Annotated in this window: 3 protein-coding genes (1 of these 3 cut by a window edge); all 3 read left to right on the forward strand. The window is 65.5% G+C overall.

Annotated elements, in window-relative coordinates; all coding sequences use genetic code 11:
* Window positions 1-10,470 carry the 3' portion of a non-ribosomal peptide synthetase gene (locus tag J4E63_RS17125; protein ID WP_207282745.1) on the forward strand. It extends 609 nt beyond the left edge of the window, so only the last 10,470 of its 11,079 coding nucleotides appear in the window; the start codon falls outside the window, past its left edge; its stop codon occupies window positions 10,468-10,470.
* Window positions 10,470-22,949: a non-ribosomal peptide synthase/polyketide synthase gene (locus J4E63_RS17130; RefSeq protein ID WP_259333921.1), complete on the forward strand. Its 12,480-nt coding sequence runs from the start codon at window positions 10,470-10,472 to the stop codon at window positions 22,947-22,949. The genes J4E63_RS17125 and J4E63_RS17130 overlap by 1 nt, the downstream gene beginning before the upstream one ends.
* Before the next feature lie 103 nt (window positions 22,950-23,052).
* Window positions 23,053-24,015 carry an alpha/beta hydrolase gene (locus J4E63_RS17135; protein ID WP_207282746.1) on the forward strand — a complete coding sequence of 321 codons (963 nt, stop codon included), beginning with the start codon at window positions 23,053-23,055 and terminating at the stop codon, window positions 24,013-24,015.
* Window positions 24,016-24,171 lie beyond the last annotated feature (156 nt).

A 24,171-nucleotide genomic window follows, 5' to 3' on the forward strand; every position in this document is an offset into this window, starting at 1 on the left:
GCGCCGACCCTGGCAGCCTTGCCGATCCAGTACGCCGACTATGCGATCTGGCAGCGCAAGTGGATGGAGGCCGGTGAGCTGGAGCGGCAACTGGCCTACTGGACCGAACGGCTGGGCGATGGCGGCGAAGTCCTGCCGTTGCCGACGGACCGCCCGCGCCCGGCGGTACAGAGCCATCGCGGCGCACGCCTGGACCTGCGCTTCGACGCCGGGCTGACCCAGGGCCTGAAGCACTTGGCCCAGCGCGAAGCCTCGACGCTGTTCATGGTCTTGCTGGCTTCGTTCCAGGCCTTGTTGCACCGCTACAGCGGCCAGTCGGACATCCGCGTCGGTGTACCGGTCGCCAACCGCAACCGCCCGGAAACCGAAGGCCTGATCGGCTTTTTCGTCAACACCCAGGTGCTCAATGCCCAGGTGCAGGGCGACCTGCCTTTCGAGCAATTGCTGGCCCAGGTCAAGCAGGCTTCGCTGGGGGCGCAAGCCCATCAAGACCTGCCGTTCGAGCAGTTGGTGCAGGCACTGGCGCCGCAGCGACAGGCAAGCCACAGCCCGCTGTTCCAGGTGATGTTCAACCACCAGAGCAGCGGCGCGGCTCAAGCCCTGCAACTGCCGGGGTTGCAGGTCGAGAGCCTGGATTGGCGTTCCCACACCGCCCAGTTCGACTTGACCCTCGACACCCACGAGACCGACGGTGAACTGGCCGCGTCCCTGAGCTACGCCACCGACCTGTTCGACGCCAGCACCGTGCAACACATGGCCGAACACTGGCTGAACCTGCTGCACGGCATCGTCGCCGATCCCCGCCAACGCATCGGTGAACTGCCGCTGCTGACGGCCGCCGAGCAACAGCAACACATCGCCCAATGGAACCCGGCGCCGAACAGCTTCCCGGGCGAGGCGTGCCTGCATCAGCGCATTGCCGAACAGGCGTGTTTGCGTCCCGATGCCATCGCCTTGCGTTGCAACGCCCAAACCCTGACCTACGGCGAGCTCAACGCCCAGGCCAACCGCCGCGCCCATCAGTTGATCGCCCACGGCGTCGGCCCGGATGTGCTGGTGGGATTGGCCGCCGAGCGCGGTTTCGACATGCTGGTGGGCCTGTTGGCGATCCTCAAGGCCGGCGGTGCCTATGTGCCGCTGGACCCGACTTATCCCCAGGATCGTCTGGCCTACATGATGCAGGACAGCGGCATCCGCTTGCTGCTGACCCAAGCGGCCCTGGTCGATCAGTTGCCAGTGCCGGACGGCGTGCAGACGCTGCTGTTGGACGCCGACGTCAGCGCCTTCGCCGACAGCGATCCGCACGTAGTGATGGACGCGGCGAACCTCGCCTACGTGATCTACACCTCCGGTTCCACCGGTAACCCGAAGGGCACCTTGCTGCCGCACCACAACGTGCTGCGCCTGTTCGAGGCCACCGAGCCGTGGTTCAACTTCGGCGCGGAAGATGTCTGGAGCCTGTTCCATTCCTACGCGTTCGACTTCTCGGTCTGGGAAATCTTCGGTGCCTTGCTCCACGGCGGTGAACTGTTGATCGTGCCCTACGACATCAGCCGTTCGCCGCAGCAGTTCCACGAACTGCTCTGTGAGGCCGGGGTGACCGTGCTCAACCAGACGCCCTCGGCATTCAAGCAATTGATGCACGAGGCTTGCGCCGATGACCGGGCCAACGCCCTGCGCTACGTGGTGTTCGGCGGCGAGGCGCTGGACGTCAAGACTCTGCGCCCGTGGTTCGACAAGTACGGCGACGCGGCTCCGCAATTGATCAACATGTACGGCATCACCGAAACCACCGTGCACGTGACCTACCGTCCGCTGTCGCTGGCGGACCTGGAACAGGACGCCAGCAGCCCGATTGGCGAGCCGATTGCCGACCTGTCGTGGTACCTGCTGGACGGCGACCTCAACCCCGTGCCGAAAGGCTGCATCGGTGAGCTGTACGTCGGCCGCGCTGGCCTGGCCCGTGGCTATTTGAACCGTGGCGACCTCACTGCGTTGCGCTTCATCCCCGATCCGTTCGGTGAAAGCGGCGCACGCTTGTACCGCACCGGCGACCTGGCGCAGTACCGCAGCGATGGCGTCATCGAGTACGTCGGCCGCATCGACCATCAAGTGAAAATCCGTGGGTTCCGCATCGAACTGGGCGAGATCGAAGCGCGCCTGAACGCCCTGGCGGCGGTGCGCGAAGCGCTGGTATTGGCCCAGGAAGGGCCGAGCGGCCAGCAACTGGTGGGCTATTTGATCCCGGCAGATCCCCGCGAGGAGCAAGCCGGTTTGCGTGACCGGATCAAGACCCAGCTCAAGGCCGATCTGCCGGACTACATGGTGCCAACGCACCTGCTGTTCCTCGAGCAATGGCCGCTGACCGCCAACGGCAAGCTCGACCGCAAGGCCTTGCCGACCGCCGACGCCAGCCAGGTCCAGCAGGACTATGTGGCACCGCAAAGTGAACTGGAGCAACAGATCGCGGCGATCTGGCAGGACGTGCTCAAGGTGGAGCGGGTAGGGCTTAGGGATAACTTCTTCGAACTGGGCGGCCATTCGCTGCTGGCGACACAGATGGTCGCGCGCATTCGCCAGGCCCTCGGCCTGAACCTGCAACTGCGCCAGTTGTTCGAGAACGCCAGCCTTGAAGCCTGTGTGGCCGCGCTGGTGGACCGCGACGTGGCGCGGCCGGCGAGCATCCCGCGTCTTTCCCGGGACCCGGCGCAACGGCCACTGTCCTACGCCCAGCAACGCCAGTGGTTCCTCTGGCAGATGGAGCCCCACAGCGCGGCGTACCACATTCCGGCTGCGCTGCGGATCCAGGGCACCCTGGACCTGCCGGCCTTGCAACAGAGCTTCGCCGCCCTGGTGCAGCGCCACGAGAGCCTGCGCACCACCTTCGTCCAGGTCGATGAGCAAGCGTTCCAAGTCATTCACGGGCAGATGAACCCGGTGGTGATTCCGCAGATTCTCGACGGCGGCAATGAACAGATCCAGGCCTTTGTCCGCCAGCAGATCGCCCAGCCATTCGACCTGCAAAACGGCCCGCTGCTGCGGGTCGGCCTGCTGCGGGTGGCGGCCGACGAGCATGTGCTGGTGCTGACCCAACACCACATCGTCTCTGATGGCTGGTCGATGCAATTGCTGGTGCAGGAACTGATCCAGGGGTATGCCGCGTACAGCCAGGGTGAGTCCCCAGCATTGGCCGAGCTGCCGATCCAGTATGCCGATTACGCGGTGTGGCAGCGTCAATGGATGGACGCCGGCGAGCGGGAAAAACAACTGGCGTACTGGACCGATGTGCTGGGGGGCGAGCAGCCGTTGCTGGCGCTACCCACCGACCGGCCGCGTCCGACCCGGCAGAGCTTTGCCGGTGCACGCCTGGCTATCGACCTGCCCCAGGCCCTGGGCCAACAGCTGCGACAACTGGCCCAGCGCGAAGGCAGCACGTTGTTCATGGTCTTGCTGGCGTCGTTCCAGGCCTTGTTGCATCGTTACGGCGGCCAGTCGGACATTCGTGTCGGCGTGCCCATCGCCAACCGCAACCGAGTGGAAACCGAAGGGCTGATCGGTTTTTTCGTCAACACCCAGGTGCTCAAGGCCGAGGTCGATCCGCAGCAGCGCTTCAGTGCGTTGCTGGCGCAGGTCAAACAGGCGGCCATCGGCGCCGAGGCCCATCAGGACCTGCCGTTCGAGCAACTGGTCGAGGCGCTGCGGCCTGAGCGCAACTTGAGCCACAGCCCGTTGTTCCAGGTGCTGTACAACCACCAGAGCGTTGCTCGCCAGGCATTGCCGGCGTTGCCCGGGCTGGTCATCAAGGCCCAGGACTGGGAAAGCCAGACCGCCCAGTTCGACCTGACCCTCGACACCCTGGAAGCCGAGGGTGAACTCGGTGCGGCGCTGACCTATGCCACCGACCTGTTCGACGCCAGCACCGTGCAACACATGGCCGAACACTGGCTGAACCTGCTGCACGGCATCGTCGCCGATCCCCGCCAACGCATCGGTGAACTGCCGCTGCTGACGGCCGCCGAGCAACAGCAACACATCGCCCAATGGAACCCGGCGCCGAACAGCTTCCCGGGCGAGGCGTGCCTGCATCAGCGCATTGCCGAACAGGCGTGTTTGCGTCCCGATGCCATCGCCTTGCGTTGCAACGCCCAAACCCTGACCTACGGCGAGCTCAACGCCCAGGCCAACCGCCGCGCCCATCAGTTGATCGCCCACGGCGTCGGCCCGGATGTGCTGGTGGGATTGGCCGCCGAGCGCGGTTTCGACATGCTGGTGGGCCTGTTGGCGATCCTCAAGGCCGGCGGTGCCTATGTGCCGCTGGACCCGACTTATCCCCAGGATCGTCTGGCCTACATGATGCAGGACAGCGGCATCCGCTTGCTGCTGACCCAAGCGGCCCTGGTCGATCAGTTGCCAGTGCCGGACGGCGTGCAGACGCTGCTGTTGGACGCCGACGTCAGCGCCTTCGCCGACAGCGATCCGCACGTAGTGATGGACGCGGCGAACCTCGCCTACGTGATCTACACCTCCGGTTCCACCGGTAACCCGAAGGGCACCTTGCTGCCGCACCACAACGTGCTGCGCCTGTTCGAGGCCACCGAGCCGTGGTTCAACTTCGGCGCGGAAGATGTCTGGAGCCTGTTCCATTCCTACGCGTTCGACTTCTCGGTCTGGGAAATCTTCGGTGCCTTGCTCCACGGCGGTGAACTGTTGATCGTGCCCTACGACATCAGCCGTTCGCCGCAGCAGTTCCACGAACTGCTCTGTGAGGCCGGGGTGACCGTGCTCAACCAGACGCCCTCGGCATTCAAGCAATTGATGCACGAGGCTTGCGCCGATGACCGGGCCAACGCCCTGCGCTACGTGGTGTTCGGCGGCGAGGCGCTGGACGTCAAGACTCTGCGCCCGTGGTTCGACAAGTACGGCGACGCGGCTCCGCAATTGATCAACATGTACGGCATCACCGAAACCACCGTGCACGTGACCTACCGTCCGCTGTCGCTGGCGGACCTGGAACAGGACGCCAGCAGCCCGATTGGCGAGCCGATTGCCGACCTGTCGTGGTACCTGCTGGACGGCGACCTCAACCCCGTGCCGAAAGGCTGCATCGGTGAGCTGTACGTCGGCCGCGCTGGCCTGGCCCGTGGCTATTTGAACCGTGGCGACCTCACTGCGTTGCGCTTCATCCCCGATCCGTTCGGTGAAAGCGGCGCACGCTTGTACCGCACCGGCGACCTGGCGCAGTACCGCAGCGATGGCGTCATCGAGTACGTCGGCCGCATCGACCATCAAGTGAAAATCCGTGGGTTCCGCATCGAACTGGGCGAGATCGAAGCGCGCCTGAACGCCCTGGCGGCGGTGCGCGAAGCGCTGGTACTGGCCCAGGAAGGGCCGAGCGGCCAGCAACTGGTGGGCTATGTGATCCCGGCAGATCCCCGCGAGGAGCAAGCCGGTTTGCGTGACCGGATCAAGGCCCAGCTCAAGGCCGACCTGCCGGACTACATGGTGCCAACGCACCTGCTGTTCCTCGAGCAATGGCCGCTGACCGCCAACGGCAAGCTCGACCGCAAGGCCTTGCCGACCGCCGACGCCAGCCAGGTCCAGCAGGACTATGTGGCACCGCAAAGTGAACTGGAGCAACAGATCGCGGCGATCTGGCAGGACGTGCTCAAGGTCGAACGGGTTGGTCTGAGCGACAACTTCTTCGAGTTGGGCGGCGACTCGATTGTCTCCATCCAGGTGGTCAGCCGCGCCCGTCAGGCGGGCATCCGTTTTACTCCCAAGGACTTGTTCCAGCACCAGACTGTGCAGACGCTGGCGAGCGTCGCCCAGACCGGTGGACAGGCGCCGGGCATCGATCAGGCGCCGAGCCAAGGGTCGACGCCACTGTTGCCGATCCAGCAGGCGTTTTTCGCCGAGGCGATTCCCGAGCGTCACCACTACAACCAGTCGGTGTTGCTGAAACCGGCCAGCCCGTTGCAAGCGTCCGTGGTGGAGCAGGCCTTGCAGGCGTTGGTGCTGCACCACGACGCCTTGCGTTTGTCCTTCAATGAAACCGCCGAAGGTTGGCGCGCCGAGCACCGTGAGGTGGCCGCGCAACAACAGGCTTGGGCGGGCAAGGGTTTGCTGTGGCAGCGTGAGGTGGCCGATGCCAGCGCGCTGGAAACCCTCGCCAATCAGGCCCAGCGCAGCCTCGACCTGCATGCAGGGCCACTGTTGCGCGGCGTCCTGGCGACCTTGGCCGATGGCAGCCAACGCCTGTTGCTGGTGGTTCATCATCTGGCGGTGGACGGCGTGTCGTGGCGGATTCTGTTCGACGACCTGCAAACCGCCTACCAGCAGTTGCTCGCCGGCCAAGCGCTGCAACTGCCGGCCAAGACCAGTTCGGTCAAGGTGTTTGCCGAGCAGTTGCAGGCCCATGCGCGTAGTGCGCAACTGCAGCAGCAATTGGCCTACTGGCAAGGGCAACTGCGCGACGCGCCGACCGACCTGCCGTGCCTCGACCCCGAAGCGACCGGGCAAAACCGCGAGGCCGTCACCGTTCACACGCGACTGGATGCGCACTTGACCCGGCAATTGCTGCAAGAGGCGCCAGCGGCCTATCGCACCCAGGTCAACGACCTGCTGCTCACAGCCCTGGCCCGGGTGATCTGCCGCTGGACCGGCCACGACAGCCTGTTGCTCCAGCTCGAAGGCCATGGCCGCGAAGAGCTGTTCGCCAATGTCGACCTCACGCGCACGGTGGGGTGGTTCACCAGCCTGTTCCCGGTCCGGTTGTCGCCGGCCGTGGAACTGGCGGATTCGATCAAGTCGATCAAGCAAGGGCTGCGGACGATTCCTGACAAAGGCGTGGGCTTCGGTGCCCTGCGCTACCTGGGCGACGACGCCAGTCGGGCGGCCCTGGAGGCGTTGCCGGTGCCGCGTATCACCTTCAACTACCTCGGTCAGTTCGACGGCAGTTTCGATCAGGCCCAAGGCGCCTTGTTCAGCCCGGCCAGCGAAAGCGCCGGCGACGAGCAAAGCCCGCTGACCACCCTGGGCAATTGGCTGACGCTCAACGGCCAGGTGTTCGATGGCGCGCTGCGGTTGGGCTGGACGTTCAGTGCGCAACAGTTCGAGCCGGCGACCATCCAGGGCTTGGCCGATGACTACGCCCGTGAGCTGGCGCTGTTGATCGCCCATTGCTGCGACCCGGCGAGCCAGGGCATGACGCCGGCGGATTTCCCCCTGGCCGGCCTGACCCAGGCACAACTCGATGGCCTGGCGTTGTCGGCACGCGGGGTGGAAGACCTTTACCCGCTGGCGCCGATGCAGCAGGGCATGTTGTTCCACAGCCTGTACGAAGCGGGCAGCGGCCAGTACATCAACCAGATGTGCCTGGACATCGAAGGCCTCGACCCACGGCGTTTCGAGGCGGCCTGGCAAGCGGCGGTCGATGCCCATGACAGCCTGCGCAGCAGTTTTATCTGGCAGGGCAGCGAGCGCCCGGTGCAAGTGGTGCACAAGCAGGTGCGCGTGCCGTTCACCTCGCTGGACTGGAGCGCCCGTGCCGATGTCGGCCAGGCCCTGGCCGAACTGGCGGACGCCGAGCGCGAGCAGGGCTTCGACCTGGCCTGCGCACCGTTGCTGCGCCTGGTGCTGGTGCGCACCGCTGAGCAGCGTTATCACCTGATCTACACCCATCACCACATCCTGATGGACGGCTGGAGCAACTCGCAGTTGCTCGGCGAGGTGCTGCAACGCTACGACGGCCAGGCCTTGCCACGCCAGGCCGGGCGGTATCGGGACTACATCGCCTGGCTACAAGGCCGCGACGCCCAGGCCAGCGAAACCTTCTGGCTGGCGCAATTGCACAGCCTGGAGGCGCCGACCCGTCTGGCCGAGACCCGTGTCGCTCCGCTGCAATCGACGGCGGAAAGCAGCCACGCCAGCCACTATCACGACCTGACGCCCCGGCAGACCCAACGCCTGAGCGAGTTCGCCCGCCAGCAGAAAGTCACCCTCAACACCGTCGTCCAGGCGACCTGGCTGTTGCTGCTGCAGCACTACACCGGGCACGCCGCCGTGGCCTTCGGCGCCACCGTGTCGGGACGTCCGAGCGAACTCAAGGGGGTTGAGCAGCAGATCGGCCTGTTCATCAACACCTTGCCGGTGATCGCCAGCCCGCGCCCGGAGCAAGCGATGAGCGCACTGCTGCAACAGATCCAGGGCCAGAACGTGGCCTTGCGCGAGCACGAGCACACGCCGCTGTTCGAGATCCAGCGCTGGGCCGGGCAGGGCGGTGACGGTCTGTTCGACACCTTGCTGGTGTTCGAAAACTACCCCGTGTCCCAGGCCCTGCAAGAGCAGGCGCCTTCGGGCTTGAGCTTCGGCAGCGTGGCCAGCCAGGAACAGACTAATTTCCCGTTGACCCTGGCCGTCAATCTAACTGACATCCTGAGCCTGCACTTCACCTATGCCCATGCTGCTTTCCCTACACACACCGTCGAGCGCCTGGCTGAGCAGGTGGCACACGTGCTCGCGCAGATGGTGAGCCTGCCGGCCGGCGGTTGCGTGGGCGACATCCAATTGCTGGACACGGTGGCCCGCGACAGGCTGCTGCACGACTGGAACGCCACCTCGGTGGTGGAACCGCCTCGGCGCCCGATCCATCAATGGATCGAGGCCCAGGTCCGAAGCACCCCCGACGCGGTCGCCCTGGTCAGCGAGCAGGAGACGCTCACCTACGCCCAGCTCAATGCCCGGGCCAATCGCCTGGCCCATGGCTTGATCGAACGCGGCATCGGCCCCGACGTGCTGGTGGGCCTGGCGCTGTCGCGCAGCGTGCAGATGGTCGTCGGCTTGCTGGCGGTGCTCAAGGCCGGCGGCGCCTACGTGCCACTGGACCCAGCCTATCCCCGGGATCGCCTGGCGTACATGGTCGAGGACAGCGGCATCGCCTTGCTGCTCACCGAGACCGATGTGCTGCCGCTGTTCGGCGACGCTGCCGTGAACGCGCTACTGTTGGATCAGCCTGGACAATGGCTGGCCGGCTACAGCGAGCGCGACCCTGGCGTGGCCATCGACGGCGATCACCTCGCTTATGTGATCTACACCTCCGGCTCCACCGGCAGGCCCAAGGGCGTGACCCTTCGCCATGCCGCCCTGAGCAACCACATGGCGTGGATGCAGGGTTGCCTGAAACTGACGGCCGCCGACCGCGTCCTGCAAAAAACCGCGATCAGTTTCGATGCCTCGGTCTGGGAGTTCTGGCTGCCGTTGATGAGTGGCGCGCAACTGGTGCTTGCCAGCCCGCACCTGAACCTCGACCTGACCACCCTCTGGTCCGACGTGGCGCGGTGGCGCATCAGCGTGCTGCAAATGGCGCCCTCGCTGTTGCAGGCCTTGCTGCCACTGGCGACCCGCGCGCAACTGGCCTCCCTGCGCCTGCTGCTGTGCGGTGGCGAAGCCCTCAGCGCGCACCTGTCGCGCCAGGTCATGACGCTGTTCGATGGCGAACTGCGCAACCTGTATGGCCCGACCGAAGCGACCATCGACACCAGCAGCCATGCCGTGGTGCGTGGCAGCGAAGACGACGCCGAGCGGATCATCGCCATTGGCCGTCCCATCGATAACGTGCGCACCTACGTGTTGGACGCGGCGTTGCAGCCTTGCGCCGTGGGCGCCGTCGGCGAGTTGCACATCGCCGGTGATTCCCTGGCCCGTGGTTACCACCAACGACCGGCACTGAGCGCCGAACGCTTCATTCCCGATCCGTTCGCGCCAGCCCCGGGCGGCCGCCTGTATCGCACCGGCGACCTGGCCCGTTATGGCGCCGACGGGGTGATCGAGTACCTCGGCCGGATCGACCACCAGGTGAAGATCCGTGGCCTGCGTATCGAGTTGGGGGAAATCGAAGCGCGCCTGCAGGCCGATGCCGATGTGCGCGATGCGGTGGTGCTGGCGCGGGACGACGTGAGCGGGCCGAACCTGGTGGCCTATCTGGTCGGTCAGGGCAGCCCTCTTGACCAGGGCAGCCTGGGCGACCGGCTCAAGGCGCGACTGGCGGCCCAGGTGCCGGACTTCATGGTGCCGACCCATTGGGTCTTCCTCGACCGCTTGCCGCTGACCCCCAACGGCAAGCTCGATCGCAAGGCCTTGCCGGCACCGGACACCCGTGCCCTGCAGCCGGCATACCTGGCACCGCAGAGCGACCTCGAATGCCGGGTCGCGGCCATCTGGCAAGACGTGCTCAAGGTCGAGCAGGTCGGGCTTGGCGACGACTTCTTCGAGCTGGGCGGGCATTCGCTGCTGGTGGTGAGCGTGGTCTCGCGCCTGCAACTGGAGCTGGGCCTGACCTTGACCCCGCAACTGATTTTCCAATTCCCGGTGCTCGGCGCGTTCGTGGCGCAACTCGAGCCTGCCGGCGAACCCATGAGTACGTCGAAATTGAGCAAGCTTGAAGCGCTGCTCGATGAATTTGAGGAGGTTTGATGGACACCGCTGTCGCACAACGTATTGCCAGGCGCTTCATAACGCTGCCGCTGGAAAAACGTCGCTTGTACTTGCAGAAAATGCTCGAAGAGAACGTTTCCCCGGCGAACCTGCCGATCCCGCCTGTCAGTGCCGAGTTCGACACACTGTCGTTGTCTTTTGCCCAGGAGCGCCAATGGTTCCTCTGGCAGTTGGACCCCGACAGCGCGGCCTACCACATGCCCACGGCCCTGCGCTTGCGCGGGCCGCTGGACATCGCTGCGCTGGAGCAGAGTTTCACCGCGTTGGTGGCCCGGCACGAGAGCCTGCGCACCACCTTCCAGACCCATGGCGAGCAGGTGGTGCAGCAGGTACATGCGGCGGCGCCAGTGCGTTTGCAGGCAGACACCTTGGAACAGTTGCCGGACGAGACGCAGCTGCGCCAGTTGATCGAAGGGGAAACCCGCCAGCTCTTCGACCTGCAACAGGGGCCGCTGCTGCGCACGCGCCTGCTGCGGTTGGCGGCGGATGATCATGTACTGATCGTGACCTTGCACCACATCGTGGCCGATGGCTGGTCGATGCAGGTGATGGTCGAGGAACTGGTCAACGGCTACGCCGCCTTCAGCCAGGGCCGCGCGCCGCAATTGCCGGCGCTGCCGATCCAGTACACCGACTACGCCATCTGGCAGCGGCACTGGATGGAAGCGGGCGAGCGCGAGCGTCAGTTGGAATACTGGACCGCACGCCTGGGCGGCCAGCAACCGGTGCTGGAACTGCCGACCGATTTCCCGCGTCCGGCGGTAATGAGCTATCGCGGCGCGCGGCTGGAACTGGCCATCGACGCGGCACTGGCCGGCGATCTCAAGCACATGGCCCAGCGCGAAGGCGTCAGCCTGTTCATGCTCCTGCTGGCCTCGTTCCAGGCGCTGCTGCATCGCTACAGCGGCCAGAACGATATTCGCGTCGGCGTGCCGACGGCCAACCGCAACCGGGTCGAGACCGAGCGCCTGATCGGCTTCTTCGTCAACACCCAGGTACTGGACAGCGATGTCCAGAGCCAGGATTCGTTTGGCGCCTTGCTGCAACAAGTGAAACAGACAGCCCTGGGCGCCCAGGCTCACCAGGAGTTGCCGTTCGAGCAACTGGTCGAGGCGTTGCAGCCTGAGCGCAACCTGAGCCACAGCCCGCTGTTCCAAGTGATGTTCAACCACCGGACCCAAGGCCCGGCGGGCGAGGGGCCGGTCGGTGCGTTGAAAGTCGAGGAACTGCGCTGGGATTCGCATACGGCGCAATTCGACCTGACCCTGGAAACCGTGGAGCACAGTGAAGGGCTTTCGGCAGGGCTGATCTATGCCACCGACCTGTTTGGCGCCGAGACAATCGCGCGCATGGCTGGGCATTGGCAGAACCTGTTGCGGGCGATCGTGGCCGACCCGGCGCAGCGCATCGGTGAATTGCCGTTGCTCGACGCGGCCGAGCGCCAGGCCCAGCTCGACAACGGCCAGCGCACCCCGACGCCGGCGCCCGAGGCGGGTTTTGTTCATCAACTGTTCGAAAGACAAGCGGCGCGCACCCCGGACGCCCCGGCGCTGGTGATCGACGGCGAGCGTTGGAGCTACGGCCAACTCAATGCCCGGGCCAATCAGTTGGCGGGCAAGCTGCAGAGCCTCGGCGTGGGCCCCGATGTCCTGGTCGGCATTGCCGTGGAACGCAGCGTACACATGCTGGTGGGCCTGCTGGCGATCCTCAAGGCCGGCGGCGCCTACCTGCCGCTGGACCCGGCGTTCCCCCAGGACCGCCTGGCCTACATGATCGAAGACAGCGGCATCGAGCTGCTGCTGACCCAAAGTTCATTGCTCAACCAGTTCTGTGGGAGCGAGCTTGCTCGCGATAGCGGTGGTTCAGTCAATGATGATGTTGAAGGTGAGGGCCTCATCGCGAGCAAGCTCGCTCCCACAGGGGGCGGTGGTGGTGTGAATACGTTGGTGTTGGACCAGGAGGGTGACTGGCTCGACGGCTATGCCTGCGACGCGCCGGCGCCGCGCCTGGATGCGGAGCACCTGGCCTACGCGATCTACACCTCCGGCTCCACCGGCAAGCCCAAGGGTGTGATGGTGCGCCACGGCGCGCTGACCAACTTCGTCGCGAGCATGGCCAAGGCGCCGGGCATGACGGCCCAGGACCGGGCGTTGTCGCTGACCACGTTCTCGTTCGATATTTTCGGCCTGGAAATCTACGTGCCGCTGATGGTCGGCGCGTGCATCGTGCTGACCGGCCCGCACGTCGCCCAGGACCCGTACGCGGTGTTGGCGCTGATCGCGGCCGAGCAGGTCAACGTGGTGCAGGCCACGCCGTCGACCTGGCGCATGTTGCTGGACAACGAGCACGCCCAGGGTTTGCGCGGCTGCAAATGCCTGTGCGGTGGCGAGGCGCTGCCCCAGGAACTGGCCGTGCGCATGCTCGCCCTCGGCGGTGAAGTGTGGAACCTCTACGGCCCGACGGAAACCACCATCTGGTCGGCCTTGTACCCGTTGCAAACCCAGGCCGCGCAACCCTGGCTGGGCGGGCCCATCGACAACACGGCGCTGTACATCGTCGGCGCCGACCTGATGCCGGTGCCCTATGGCGTGGCCGGTGAATTGCTGATTGGCGGCCAGGGTCTGGCCCGCGGTTATTTCCAGCGTCCGGCGCTGACCGCCGAACGTTTCGTGCCCCATCCGTTTGTCGCCGGCGAGCGCCTGTATCGCACCGGTGACCTGGCGCGCCAGCGGGCCGACGGCATCCTCGAATACCTCGGGCGCATCGACCATCAGGTGAAGATTCGCGGGTTCCGCATCGAGTTGGGCGAAATCGAAGCGCGCCTGCTGGAACAGGACAGCGTGCGCGAAGCGGCGGTGCTGGCCCAGGAGGCACCGGGCGGCCAGGCGCTGGTGGCGTACATCGTTCCAACCGCCGAACTGAATGACCTGGATGCCGGCGCCCAGGGCGCCCTGCGCGACAGCCTCACGGCCCGGCTCAAGGTCAACCTGCCCGACTACATGGTGCCGGCGCACATGGTGGTGTTGCCACGCTTCCCGCTGACGCCCAACGGCAAGCTGGATCGCAAGCAGTTGCCCAAGCCCGATGCCAGCCAGTGGCAGAAAACCTATGTTGCGCCGCAGACACCCGTGCAGCAGGCGGTGGCGACGATCTGGGCCGACATCCTCAAGGTGCCGCGGGTGGGCCTGGACGACAGTTTCTTCGAACTGGGCGGCCATTCCTTGCTCGCCACCCAGGTGATGTCGCGGATTCGCCAGCAACTGAATATCCAGGTGCCGTTGCGCCTGTTGTTCGCCCATAACAGCCTGCGGGCGTTTGTCGAGGCCATGGGCACGGCATCGGACCACGATGAACCGGGTATTCCACGCATTCCTCGCGACCAGCCGCTGGCGCTCTCGTTCGCCCAGCAACGGCAGTGGTTCCTCTGGCAACTGGAACCCACCAGCAGCGCCTACCACATTCCGGCGGCCCTGCGTTTGCGCGGCGCCCTCGACCGTGCGGCGCTGCAACAGAGCTTCGATGCACTGGTGGCGCGTCACGAGAGCCTGCGTACCCGCTTCATGCTCGACAATGAGCGTCCCGTGCAAGTGATCGACGAACCAGCGCCGCTGGCCCTGGCGGTCGAATCGCTCGAAGCCGGCGTCGATGAACGTACCTTGCGCGGCTTGATCGAAGCCGAAACCCGGCAACTGTTCGATCTGCAGCGCGGTCCGTTGCTGCGGGTCAAGTGGCTGCAACTGGGCGCCGAGGACCATGTGCTGATCCTGACCCAGCACCACATCGTGTCCGATGCCTGGTCGATGCAGATCATGGTCGACGACCTGCTGCAGTTGTACGCAGGCTTCAGCCAGGGCCAGGCCGTGGCACTGGCACCGCTGCCGATCCAGTACGCCGACTACGGCCATTGGCAGCGGCAGTGGCTGGCGGCAGGGGAGCAGCAGCGTCAACTCGACTACTGGATCGAGCAGTTGGGCGGCGAGCAACCGATTCTCGAACTGCCGACCGACCATCCGCGCCCGGCCCAACAAAGCTATCGTGGCGCACGACTGCCCATCGTCATCGAACCGGCCCTGGCCGAAGGCCTCAAGCGCCTGGCCCAGCAGCACAACAGCACGCTGTTCATGCTCTTGCTGGCCGGCTTCCAGACCTTGCTGCACCGCTACAGCGGCCAGGACGACATCCGCATCGGCGTGCCGATCGCCAACCGTAACCGGGTGGAAACCGAGCGTCTGCTGGGCTTCTTCGTCAACACCCAGGTGCTCAAGGCCGACATCGACGGCAACCTGCGATTCGACCAGTTGCTCGATCAGGTCAAGCAACGGGCCCTCGGCGCCCAGGCCCATCAGGACCTGCCGTTCGAACAACTGGTGGAGCGGCTGGAGCCGGCACGCAACCTGAGCCATACGCCACTGTTCCAGGTGATGTTCAACCATGCCAGCGATGCCCGCCGTGACCTGTCGGCGTTGCCGGGCCTGAGCCTGGAGCAACTGACCTGGGACTCGGGCACCGCGCAGTTCGACCTGACCCTGGACACCTTCGAGTACGCCGATGGCCTCAGTGCCGCGCTGACTTACGCCAGCGACCTGTTCGAGCCGAGCACCATCGCCCGCCTGGGTGAGCACTGGCTGAACCTGTTGCGCGCCATCGTCGCCAACCCGACCCAGCGCATCGCCGAGCTGCCGATGCTGGACGGGGCGCAGCGGCGCCTGATCGTCGAGGACTGGAACCGCACCTACGCCGACTACCCGAACCATCTTCCGGTCCATCATTTGATCGAAGCCCAGGTCGAGCGTGATCCCCACGCCGAGGCGCTGGTGTTCGAAGGGCAGTCGCTGAGCTATGCCCAACTCAACGCCCGCGCCAACCAGTTGGCCCACGCCTTGATCGAGCGCGGTGTCGGCCCGGATGTGCTGGTGGGCATCTCGGTGCAGCGCAGCGTGGAAATGGTGGTCGGGTTGCTGGCGATCCTCAAGGCCGGTGGCGCCTACGTGCCGCTGGATCCGGAATACCCGCCGGAACGCCTGGCCTACATGATCGAGGACAGCGGCATCGAGCTGCTGCTGACCTGTGGGAGCGAGCTTGCTCGCGATAGCGGTGGTTCAGTCAATAGTGATGTTGAAGGTGAGGGCCTCATCGCGAGCAAGCTCGCTCCCACAGGAGGGGGCGGTGTCACCACGTTGCTGCTGGATGGGGATGACGACTGGTTGCGGGACAAGGCCACCGACAATCCGCCTGCCCGGGCCGTCGCCCAGAACCTGGCCTATGTGATCTACACCTCCGGCTCCACCGGCAAACCCAAGGGCGCCGGCAACAGCCACGGCGCACTGACCAACCGCTTGTGCTGGATGCAACAGGCCTATGGCCTGGAGGCCGGCGACAGTGTCTTGCAGAAGACGCCGTTCAGTTTCGACGTGTCGGTCTGGGAGTTCTTCTGGCCGTTGATGACCGGCGTGCGCCTGGTCGTCGCGGCACCGGGCGATCATCGCGATCCGCAGAAGCTGGTCAGCCTGATCGAACGGGAAAGCATCACCACCCTGCATTTCGTGCCGTCGATGCTGCAGGCGTTCGTGCTGGATGCCAACGTCAGCCGGTGCACCCGTCTGACCCGCATCGTCTGCAGCGGCGAAGCCCTGCCGGTGGATGCCCAGCAGCAGGTGTTCGCCAAGTTGCCCAATGCCCGGCTGTACAACCTGTACGGCCCGACCGAAGCGGCCATCGACGTGACCCATTGGACCTGCCGCGACGAAGGGCGCGATGCGGTGCCGATCGGCGAGCCGATTGCCAACCTGATGACCTACATCCTCGACGATGAACTCAACCCGGTGCCGAGTGGCGTCAACGGCGAACTGTACCTCAGCGGCCAGGGCCTGGCCCGCGGTTATCACCGCCGTCCCGAACTGACCGCCGAGCGTTTCGTCGCCAGCCCGTTCGTGGCCGGCGAGCGGCTGTACCGCACCGGTGACCTGGCGCGCTATCGCCCGGACGGGGTGATCGATTACGTCGGTCGGATCGACCACCAGGTGAAGGTCCGCGGGTTCCGTATCGAATTGGGTGAGATCGAAGCGCGCCTGCTTGAACATGCAGCGGTGCGAGAAGCGGTGGTGGTGGCCCAGGACAGCCGCAGCGGCAAGGTGCTGAGCGGCTACGTGGTCGCCCAGGCCGGTGAGGCCAGCGACTGGCCGTTGTTGCGCGAAGCGCTGCTGGCCCATTTGCGCCTGAACCTGCCGGAGCACATGGTGCCGACGCACCTGACCCGCCTGGAACACATGCCGCTGAGCCCGAACGGCAAACTCGACCGCAAGGCGCTGCCAGCACCGGACCTGGCCGAGCGCCAGGAAGCCTTCACGGCACCGGTCAACGCCATCGAGCGGGCACTGGTGGACATCTGGCAAGGGGTGCTCGGTGTCGAGCGGGTGGGCACCGCCGACAACTTCTTCGCCCTGGGCGGCGACTCGATCAACTCAATCCAGGTGGTCAGCCGGGCGCGTGCCCAAGGCATCGGCCTGACCCCCAAGGACCTGTTCCTGCACCAGAACATCCAGGCCCTGGCGCGGGTCGCCACGGCGACCGATGAAGGCGTGATCGACCAAGGCCCGGTCACCGGCGACAGCCTGCTGGTGCCAATGCAGCATTGGTTCTTCGCCAGTGATATCGCGCACCGCGACCACTGGAACCAATCGGTCCTGCTGACCCCGCGCGAACCCTTGGACATCGCCCACCTGCAACAGGCCCTCCAGCACGTGGTGGCCCATCACGATGCCCTGCGCCTGCGGTTCACCCAGGCCGACGATGGCCGCTGGCACGCCAGCCATCAGGCCGTGGATAAGCAGCCGCTGGAGATCTGGCAGCGCACCGCGCGGGATACCGCCGAGATCATCGCCATCGCCGACCAGGCCCAACGCAGCCTCGACCTGCAACACGGCCCGTTGCTGCGTTGCAGCCTGATCGCGGTGCAGGACGGCAGCTCGCGCCTGCACCTGGCGATTCATCACCTGGTCATGGACGGCGTGTCGTGGCGGGTGCTGCTGGAAGACCTGCAAAACGTCTACCGCCAACTGCGCGCGAACCAGGCGCCGGCCTTGCCGGGCAAGTCCACGGCGTTCAAGGCCTGGGCCGCTCAGTTGCAGGACTACGCCCACAGCGAAACCCTCAACAAGGAACTGGATTACTGGGTCGGGCAACTGGACCAGCCCCTGCCGCCGCTGCCACGGGCCCGCCCCGAGGGCAGCCAGGCCGCGGCCCATGGCCGTTCGGTGAGCACGCGCCTGGATGCCACCCAGACCCAGCGTTTGCTCAAGCAGGCGCCGACGGCCTATCGCACCCAGGTCAACGATTTGCTGCTCAGCGCCCTGGCGCAAGTGGTCTGCCAATGGACCGGGCAACCGGCCTGCCTGGTGCAACTCGAAGGTCATGGCCGCGAAGAACTGTTCGATGGCATCGACCTGAGTCGTACTGTCGGTTGGTTCACCAGCCTGTTCCCGGTGTTGCTGACGCCGGCCAGCGACCCCGCCGAGTCGATCAAGCGGATCAAGGAACAACTGCGGGCGGTGCCGAACAAGGGCCTGGGCTACGGCGTCCTGCGTTACCTGGGTGCCGAAGCGGTCCAGCAGCGCCTGGCAAAACTGCCGCCAGCGCGCATCACCTTCAATTACCTGGGGCAGTTCGACCAGAGCTTCGATGAGCAGGCGCTGTTCGTGCCGAGTGAAGAGGGCAGTGGCGCAGGCCACGGCGATGACGTGGCGCTGGGCAACTGGCTGACCATCGACGGGCGGATCTTCAACGGCCAGTTGACCCTCGACTGGACCTTCAGTGGCGATGTTTTCGACGAGGCCACGCTCCAGCGGTTGGCCGATGCCTACGCCGTGGCGTTGCAACAACTGATCGATCACTGCTGCACCGACGGGCACTTGGGCCTGACACCTTCGGACTTCCCGCTGGCGCGCCTGAGCCAGGCGCAACTCAATGGCCTGCCGGTGCCCGTGGCGCAGGTGGAGGACATCTATCCGCTGTCGCCGATGCAGGACGGCATGCTGTTCCACACCCTGGCCGACGACAGCTCCGGCTTGTACATCAACCAGATCAGCCTGCCGGTGCATGGCCTGGACACCGAGCGTTTCGCCCAGGCCTGGACGTCGGTGATCGAGCGCGAAGACATCCTGCGCACCAGTTTCCACTGGCAGGATGGCTTGAGCGCGCCAGTGCAAATCGTCCATCGCCAGGTTGAGCTGCCGTTGCAGATTGAAGACTGGCGTGGACAGGACATCAGCGAGCAGGCGATCAGCGCCCGGGCGACCGCCGACTACCTGGCCGGTTTCGACCTGAGCCGCGCGCCTTTGCAACGGGTGTTGCTGCTGCGCCTGGAAGACGATCGCTACCAGATGATCTGGACCTGCCATCACATCCTCATGGACGGCTGGAGCAGTTCGCGGTTGTTCGGTGAGGTGTTGCAGTTCTACGCCCATGGGCAGGTGCCCAGCCGCAATGGTCGCTACCGCGAGTTCATCGAATGGCTGCAACGCCAGGACCAGGGCGCGCTGGAACGTTTCTGGCGCAGCCGCCTCGACACCTTGGAGCAGGCGACTTCCCTCAACCAGGCGATGTTCCCGCGGCATGTCGAGGCACTGCCGGGGCACGAGGCGCTGTATTCACGCTGGGACGTGGCGCAGACCGCTCGCCTGCAACAGGCCTGCCGCGCCTTGCAGATCACCCCCAATACCTTGATCCAAGGGGCGTGGCTGCTGTTGCTGCAACGCTTCACCGGGCAGAACACCGTGGTCTTCGGCGCCACTGTCGCCGGGCGTCCGGCGGGGCTGGTCAACGCCGACAACATCCTCGGCCTGTTCATCAACACCTTGCCGGTGATCCAGACCCTGGACCCCGAGCAGCCGCTGGATCAATGGTTGCAACAGTTGCAGGCCTACAACCTGGACCTGCGTGAGCATTCCCATGCGCCACTGGCGGACATCCAGCGCTGGTCGGGCCTGGGCGGGCAGGGCTTGTTCGACAGCATCATCGTGTTCGAGAACTACCCCATCGACGAACGCCTGGGCGACCAGCAGGACACCGGCCTGAGCTTCGGCGAGTCACGCAATCATGACGTGACCAACTTCCCGATGGACCTGGCGGTCAACCTGGGTGAAACGCTGTCCATCGAGTACCTGTTCCTGCGCAACGCCTTCAGCGTCGAAGCGGTGGAGCGAATCCGCCGGACCCTGGAAGACACCCTGGAAGCGATGATCGATGCGCCCCATGTGTGCCTGGGCAACCTGCAGCGCTTGTCGCTGGAACAGTGGCAGGCCTTCGCACAATGGAGCGCGGCGCCGAACGGCTGCTATCAGGCGCAGTTGTTGCCGGAGCTGATTGGCCGGCACGCCCAGTCGCGTCCGCAGGCCACGGCGCTGGTGTGTGGCGACGACTCGCTGGACTATGGCGAGCTGGAGCGTCGGGCCAACCGCCTGGCCCACCGTTTGATCGAACTTGGCGCCGGCCCGGAAGTGGTGGTCGGCGTGGCCCTGGAGCGTTCGGTGGACATGGTCGTGGCGCTGCTGGCGGTGATGAAAAGCGGTTCGGCGTATGTGCCGCTGGACATCGATTATCCACCCGAGCGCCTGGCGTTCATGATCGAAGATTCGGCCATGGCGCTGTTGCTGACCCTCAGCCGGGTGCAGGCACGCCTGCCGGATCTCGACGGTCTGGCGCGCCTGACCATCGACGGTTTCGACAGCCGCGGCTACAGTGATTTGCCGCCCCACAGCGGTTTGCTCGGCGGCAACCTGGCCTACCTGATCTACACCTCGGGCTCCACCGGTCGACCCAAAGGTGTCGCCGTGGCGCACGGGCCGATGAGCATGCATTGCCAGGCCATCGCCGGGCTGTACGACATGGACGAACACACCCGCGAACTGCATTTCATGTCGTTCGCCTTCGACGGCGCCCATGAACGCTGGCTGAGCACGCTGTTCAGCGGCGGCACCCTGGTGATTCGCGACGGCGCGTTGTGGACGCCGGAGCAGACCTTCGACGCCTTGCACCGCCACGGCATTACCATCGCCTGCTTCCCGCCGGCCTACCTCAAGCAACTGGCCGAGTACGCTGCCAATAGCTCACTGGCGCCACCGCCGGTGCGGGTCTACTGCTTCGGCGGCGATGCGGTGCCGGACCAGACCTTCGAGCAAGTGAAGGCGGCGTTGCGTCCGCAATTCTTCACCAACGGCTACGGCCCGACTGAAACCGTGGTCACGCCGATGCTGTGGAAGGTGCCGGCCAGCGAACGTTGCGAAGCCGCCTACGCGCCGATCGGGCGTGCGGTGGGGGAGCGCGCCTTGTATGTACTGGACGACAACCTCAACCCGTTGCCGCCAGGCATTGCCGGCGAGTTGTACATCGGTGGCGCGGGCATCGCCCGTGGTTATCACCGTCGCCCGGACCTGAGTGCCGAGCGCTTCGTGCCGGATCCGTTCGGCCAGCCGGGCGATCGCCTGTACCGCAGCGGCGACCTGGTACGCCAGCGCGTCGATGGGGTGCTCGATTACGTCGGCCGTATCGACCACCAGATCAAGGTGCGGGGTTTCCGCATCGAACTGGGAGAAGTGGAGGCCAGCCTGCGGCAACTGGACGACGTCAGTGATGCGTTGGTGATCGCCCGCGACAGTGCCTCGGGCAAGCAACTGATTGGCTACGTGGTCACCCCCGATGGCGTGGCCATCGGCGATCGGCTCAAGGCCGAGCTGCGGGCGCAATTGCCGGATTACATGGTGCCGGCCCAGGTCATCTGCCTGGAGGCGTTGCCGGTCACCCCGAACGGCAAGCTCGATCGCCAGGCCTTGCCGGAGCCGGAATTCAAGGGCGCCGAGTATGTGCCGGGGCGTAACCGCGATGAGCAACTGTTGGCCGAGGTCTGGGCTGATGTGTTGCAAGTCGAACGGGTGGGCATTACCGACAATTTCTTCGAGTTGGGCGGTGACTCGATCCTCAGCCTGCAAGTGGTCTCGCGGGTGCGCAACCATGGGGAGCTGAAGATGGAGCTCAAGCTGCGGGACCTGATGCGTGGCCAGACCATCGAGGCGATTTTCGACCAGCGTTCGAACACGTTTGCCGTGACGGTCGAGGACGTGACCCAGGTGGCCGCCGAAGGGCAGTTCAACCTGATTCCGATCCAGCAATGGTGGTTCGACCAGCGCATGAGCGAACCCCATCATTACAACCAGGCGTTGATGCTGCGGGCCCGCCAGGGGTTGAACCTGACGGCACTGGAATTGGCCTTGCGCGGCATGATGCAGCAGCACGATGCCTTGCGCCTGCGCTTCAGTGAAGTCGGTGGGCGTCACCTGCAGCATTACCAGGCGCTGGAGGAGATGCAGGCCCAGTGGACCAACGAACCTTTGCTGTGGCAGCACAGCGTGGCCGATGAAGCCGAGCTGGAGTTGTACGCCGAGCAGGTGCAACGCAGCCTTGATGTGTACAACGGGCCGGTGTGGCGCACGGCGCATGTGACCCTGGGCAGCGGTGAAATTCGCGTGCTGATGGTGATTCATCACCTGGTCATCGACACGGTGTCGTGGCGTTTGCTGCTGCAGGATTTGCAGACGGCTTATGCAGCCTACAGCGACGGCCAGACGCCGAACCTGCCGATTCGCACCAGCAGCTACCGGGCCTGGGCCGAGGGCCTGCAAGCCTATGCGCGGGATTATCCGGCGCCGGAAAAAGCCTGGTGGCTGGAGCAGATCGACCAGCCGGGCAGCGAGTTGCCGTGTGACAACCTGCGGGGCAAGAACCAGGTGCAGTACCAATCGGTGGCGCATTTGAGCCTGTCGGAGCAGCACACCCAGCAGTTGCTCAAACAGGTGCCGGCGGTCTACCAGACGCAGATCAACGACGTGTTGCTGGCGGCGCTGAGCCGGGTCTTGTGCCGCTGGAGCCAGCAGCCGTCGGTGCTGATCCAACTGGAGGGGCATGGGCGCGAGGACCTGGTCAAGGACATCGACCTGAGCCGCAGCCTGGGCTGGTTCACCAGCATGTTCCCGGTGCGCCTGACCCCGAGCCATGAAGCCGACATTGGCACCTCGGTGCGGGCGGTGCAACGGCAGTTGGCCGCCGTGCCGAACAAGGGATTGGGCTATGGCGTGTTGCGCTACATGAGCGGCGAGCCGATGGCCGCCACCCTGGGCCGCGCGCCCCAGGCACGGGTGACGTTCAACTACCTGGGGCAGTTCGACCAGAGCTTTGACGACAAGGCGTTGCTGGTGCCGGCGGCGGAAAGCTACGGCAGCTGCTACAGCCCCCATGCCGCGCTGGGCAACTGGCTGGAAGTGGTGGGGCAGGTGTACGACGGGCGACTGGCACTGCGCTGCATCTTCAGCACACGCCGCTACCGTGCCGAGACCGTCGAGGGATTGATGCGCGCGTACCAGGAGGAACTCGAAGCGTTGATCGAACACTGCGTGGCGCAGGCGGCTTAAGTCTTGCACCTGTGGCGAGGGAGCAAGCTCCCTCGCCACAGGGTTTTGCATGAGTCTGAGTGGCTCATCTTTTACCCATGGTTTTTCATAAGGAACCCCTGCGATGTCCTTGCATCCGGAACTCAACGCCTTCCTCGACCTGGCCGAAGAAAGCCAGGCCGACGGCCCCGGGCCGTTTCACCTGTCGACGCCGGCCCAGGCCCGCGAGGCGTTCGAGCGCACCACCGGGCAATTGCGCTGGGACGCTCCGGCGGATGTGCAGTGCGCCGCTCACGCATTCACCGCCCGTGACGGCGCGACGCTGGCGCTGCGTCTGTATCGTCCCGCCACGGCTTCGGTCCAGGCGCTGCCGGTGCTGGTGTACTTTCACGGCGGCGGTTATGTGGTCGGCAGCCTGGCATCCCACGACGGCGTCTGCCGCGAATTCTGCGCCCGGACACCGTGCGCGGTGTTGTCGGTGGGCTATCGTCTGGCCCCGGAACACACCTTCCCGACCCCGCTGAACGACGGCGCCGACGCCCTCGACTGGCTGGCCCGGCAGGCTCGCGCCGAAGGCCTGGACGTCAGCCGCGTGGCGTTCGGCGGCGACAGCGTCGGCGCGACACTGGCGACGGTGCTTGCGCTGCAAGCGGCCCTGGAACCGGCCTCCCTGGCGATCCAGCCGTGCTTTCAGTTGCTCTGCTACCCGGTGACCGATGCGTCCACCAGCAGCCCGTCCACCGAGCTGTTCGGCGAAGGCTATCTGCTGGAGAGCGAAACCCTCGAGTGGTTCTACCGGCACTACGCCAATGAGCCCACCGATCGCCTGGACTGGCGCTTCTCGCCGTTGCTGGCGCCCGGTTGCCCAGGCCTGGCCCCGGCCCTGATCGCCCTGGCCGGCCATGACCCGCTGCTCGACGAAGGCCGCGCTTACGCCCGGCGTTTGCAGGCGCAGGGGGTGAGCGTGGAGCTGATCGAATACACCGGCCTGATCCACGACTACCTGCGCTTGCAGAGTGTGGTGCCGGAGATTGACGAGGTGTACGCGCAATTGAGCCAAGCCTTGCGGACTGCACTCACCGTCTGAAACACCACAATCCCTTGTGGGAGCGAGCTTGCTCGCGATAGCGGAGTGTCAGCCAAGATTATTTTGCTGATCCACCGCCATCGCGAGCAAGCTCGCTCCCACAGTTGTTTTGGGGTGGTCTCAGGATTTGCATATGCCACACATCCTCTGTGGGAG

Origin of the sequence: Pseudomonas sp. FW300-N2F2 (genome assembly GCF_017351655.1) — a bacterium.
Lineage (GTDB): Bacteria > Pseudomonadota > Gammaproteobacteria > Pseudomonadales > Pseudomonadaceae > Aquipseudomonas > Aquipseudomonas fluorescens_AA.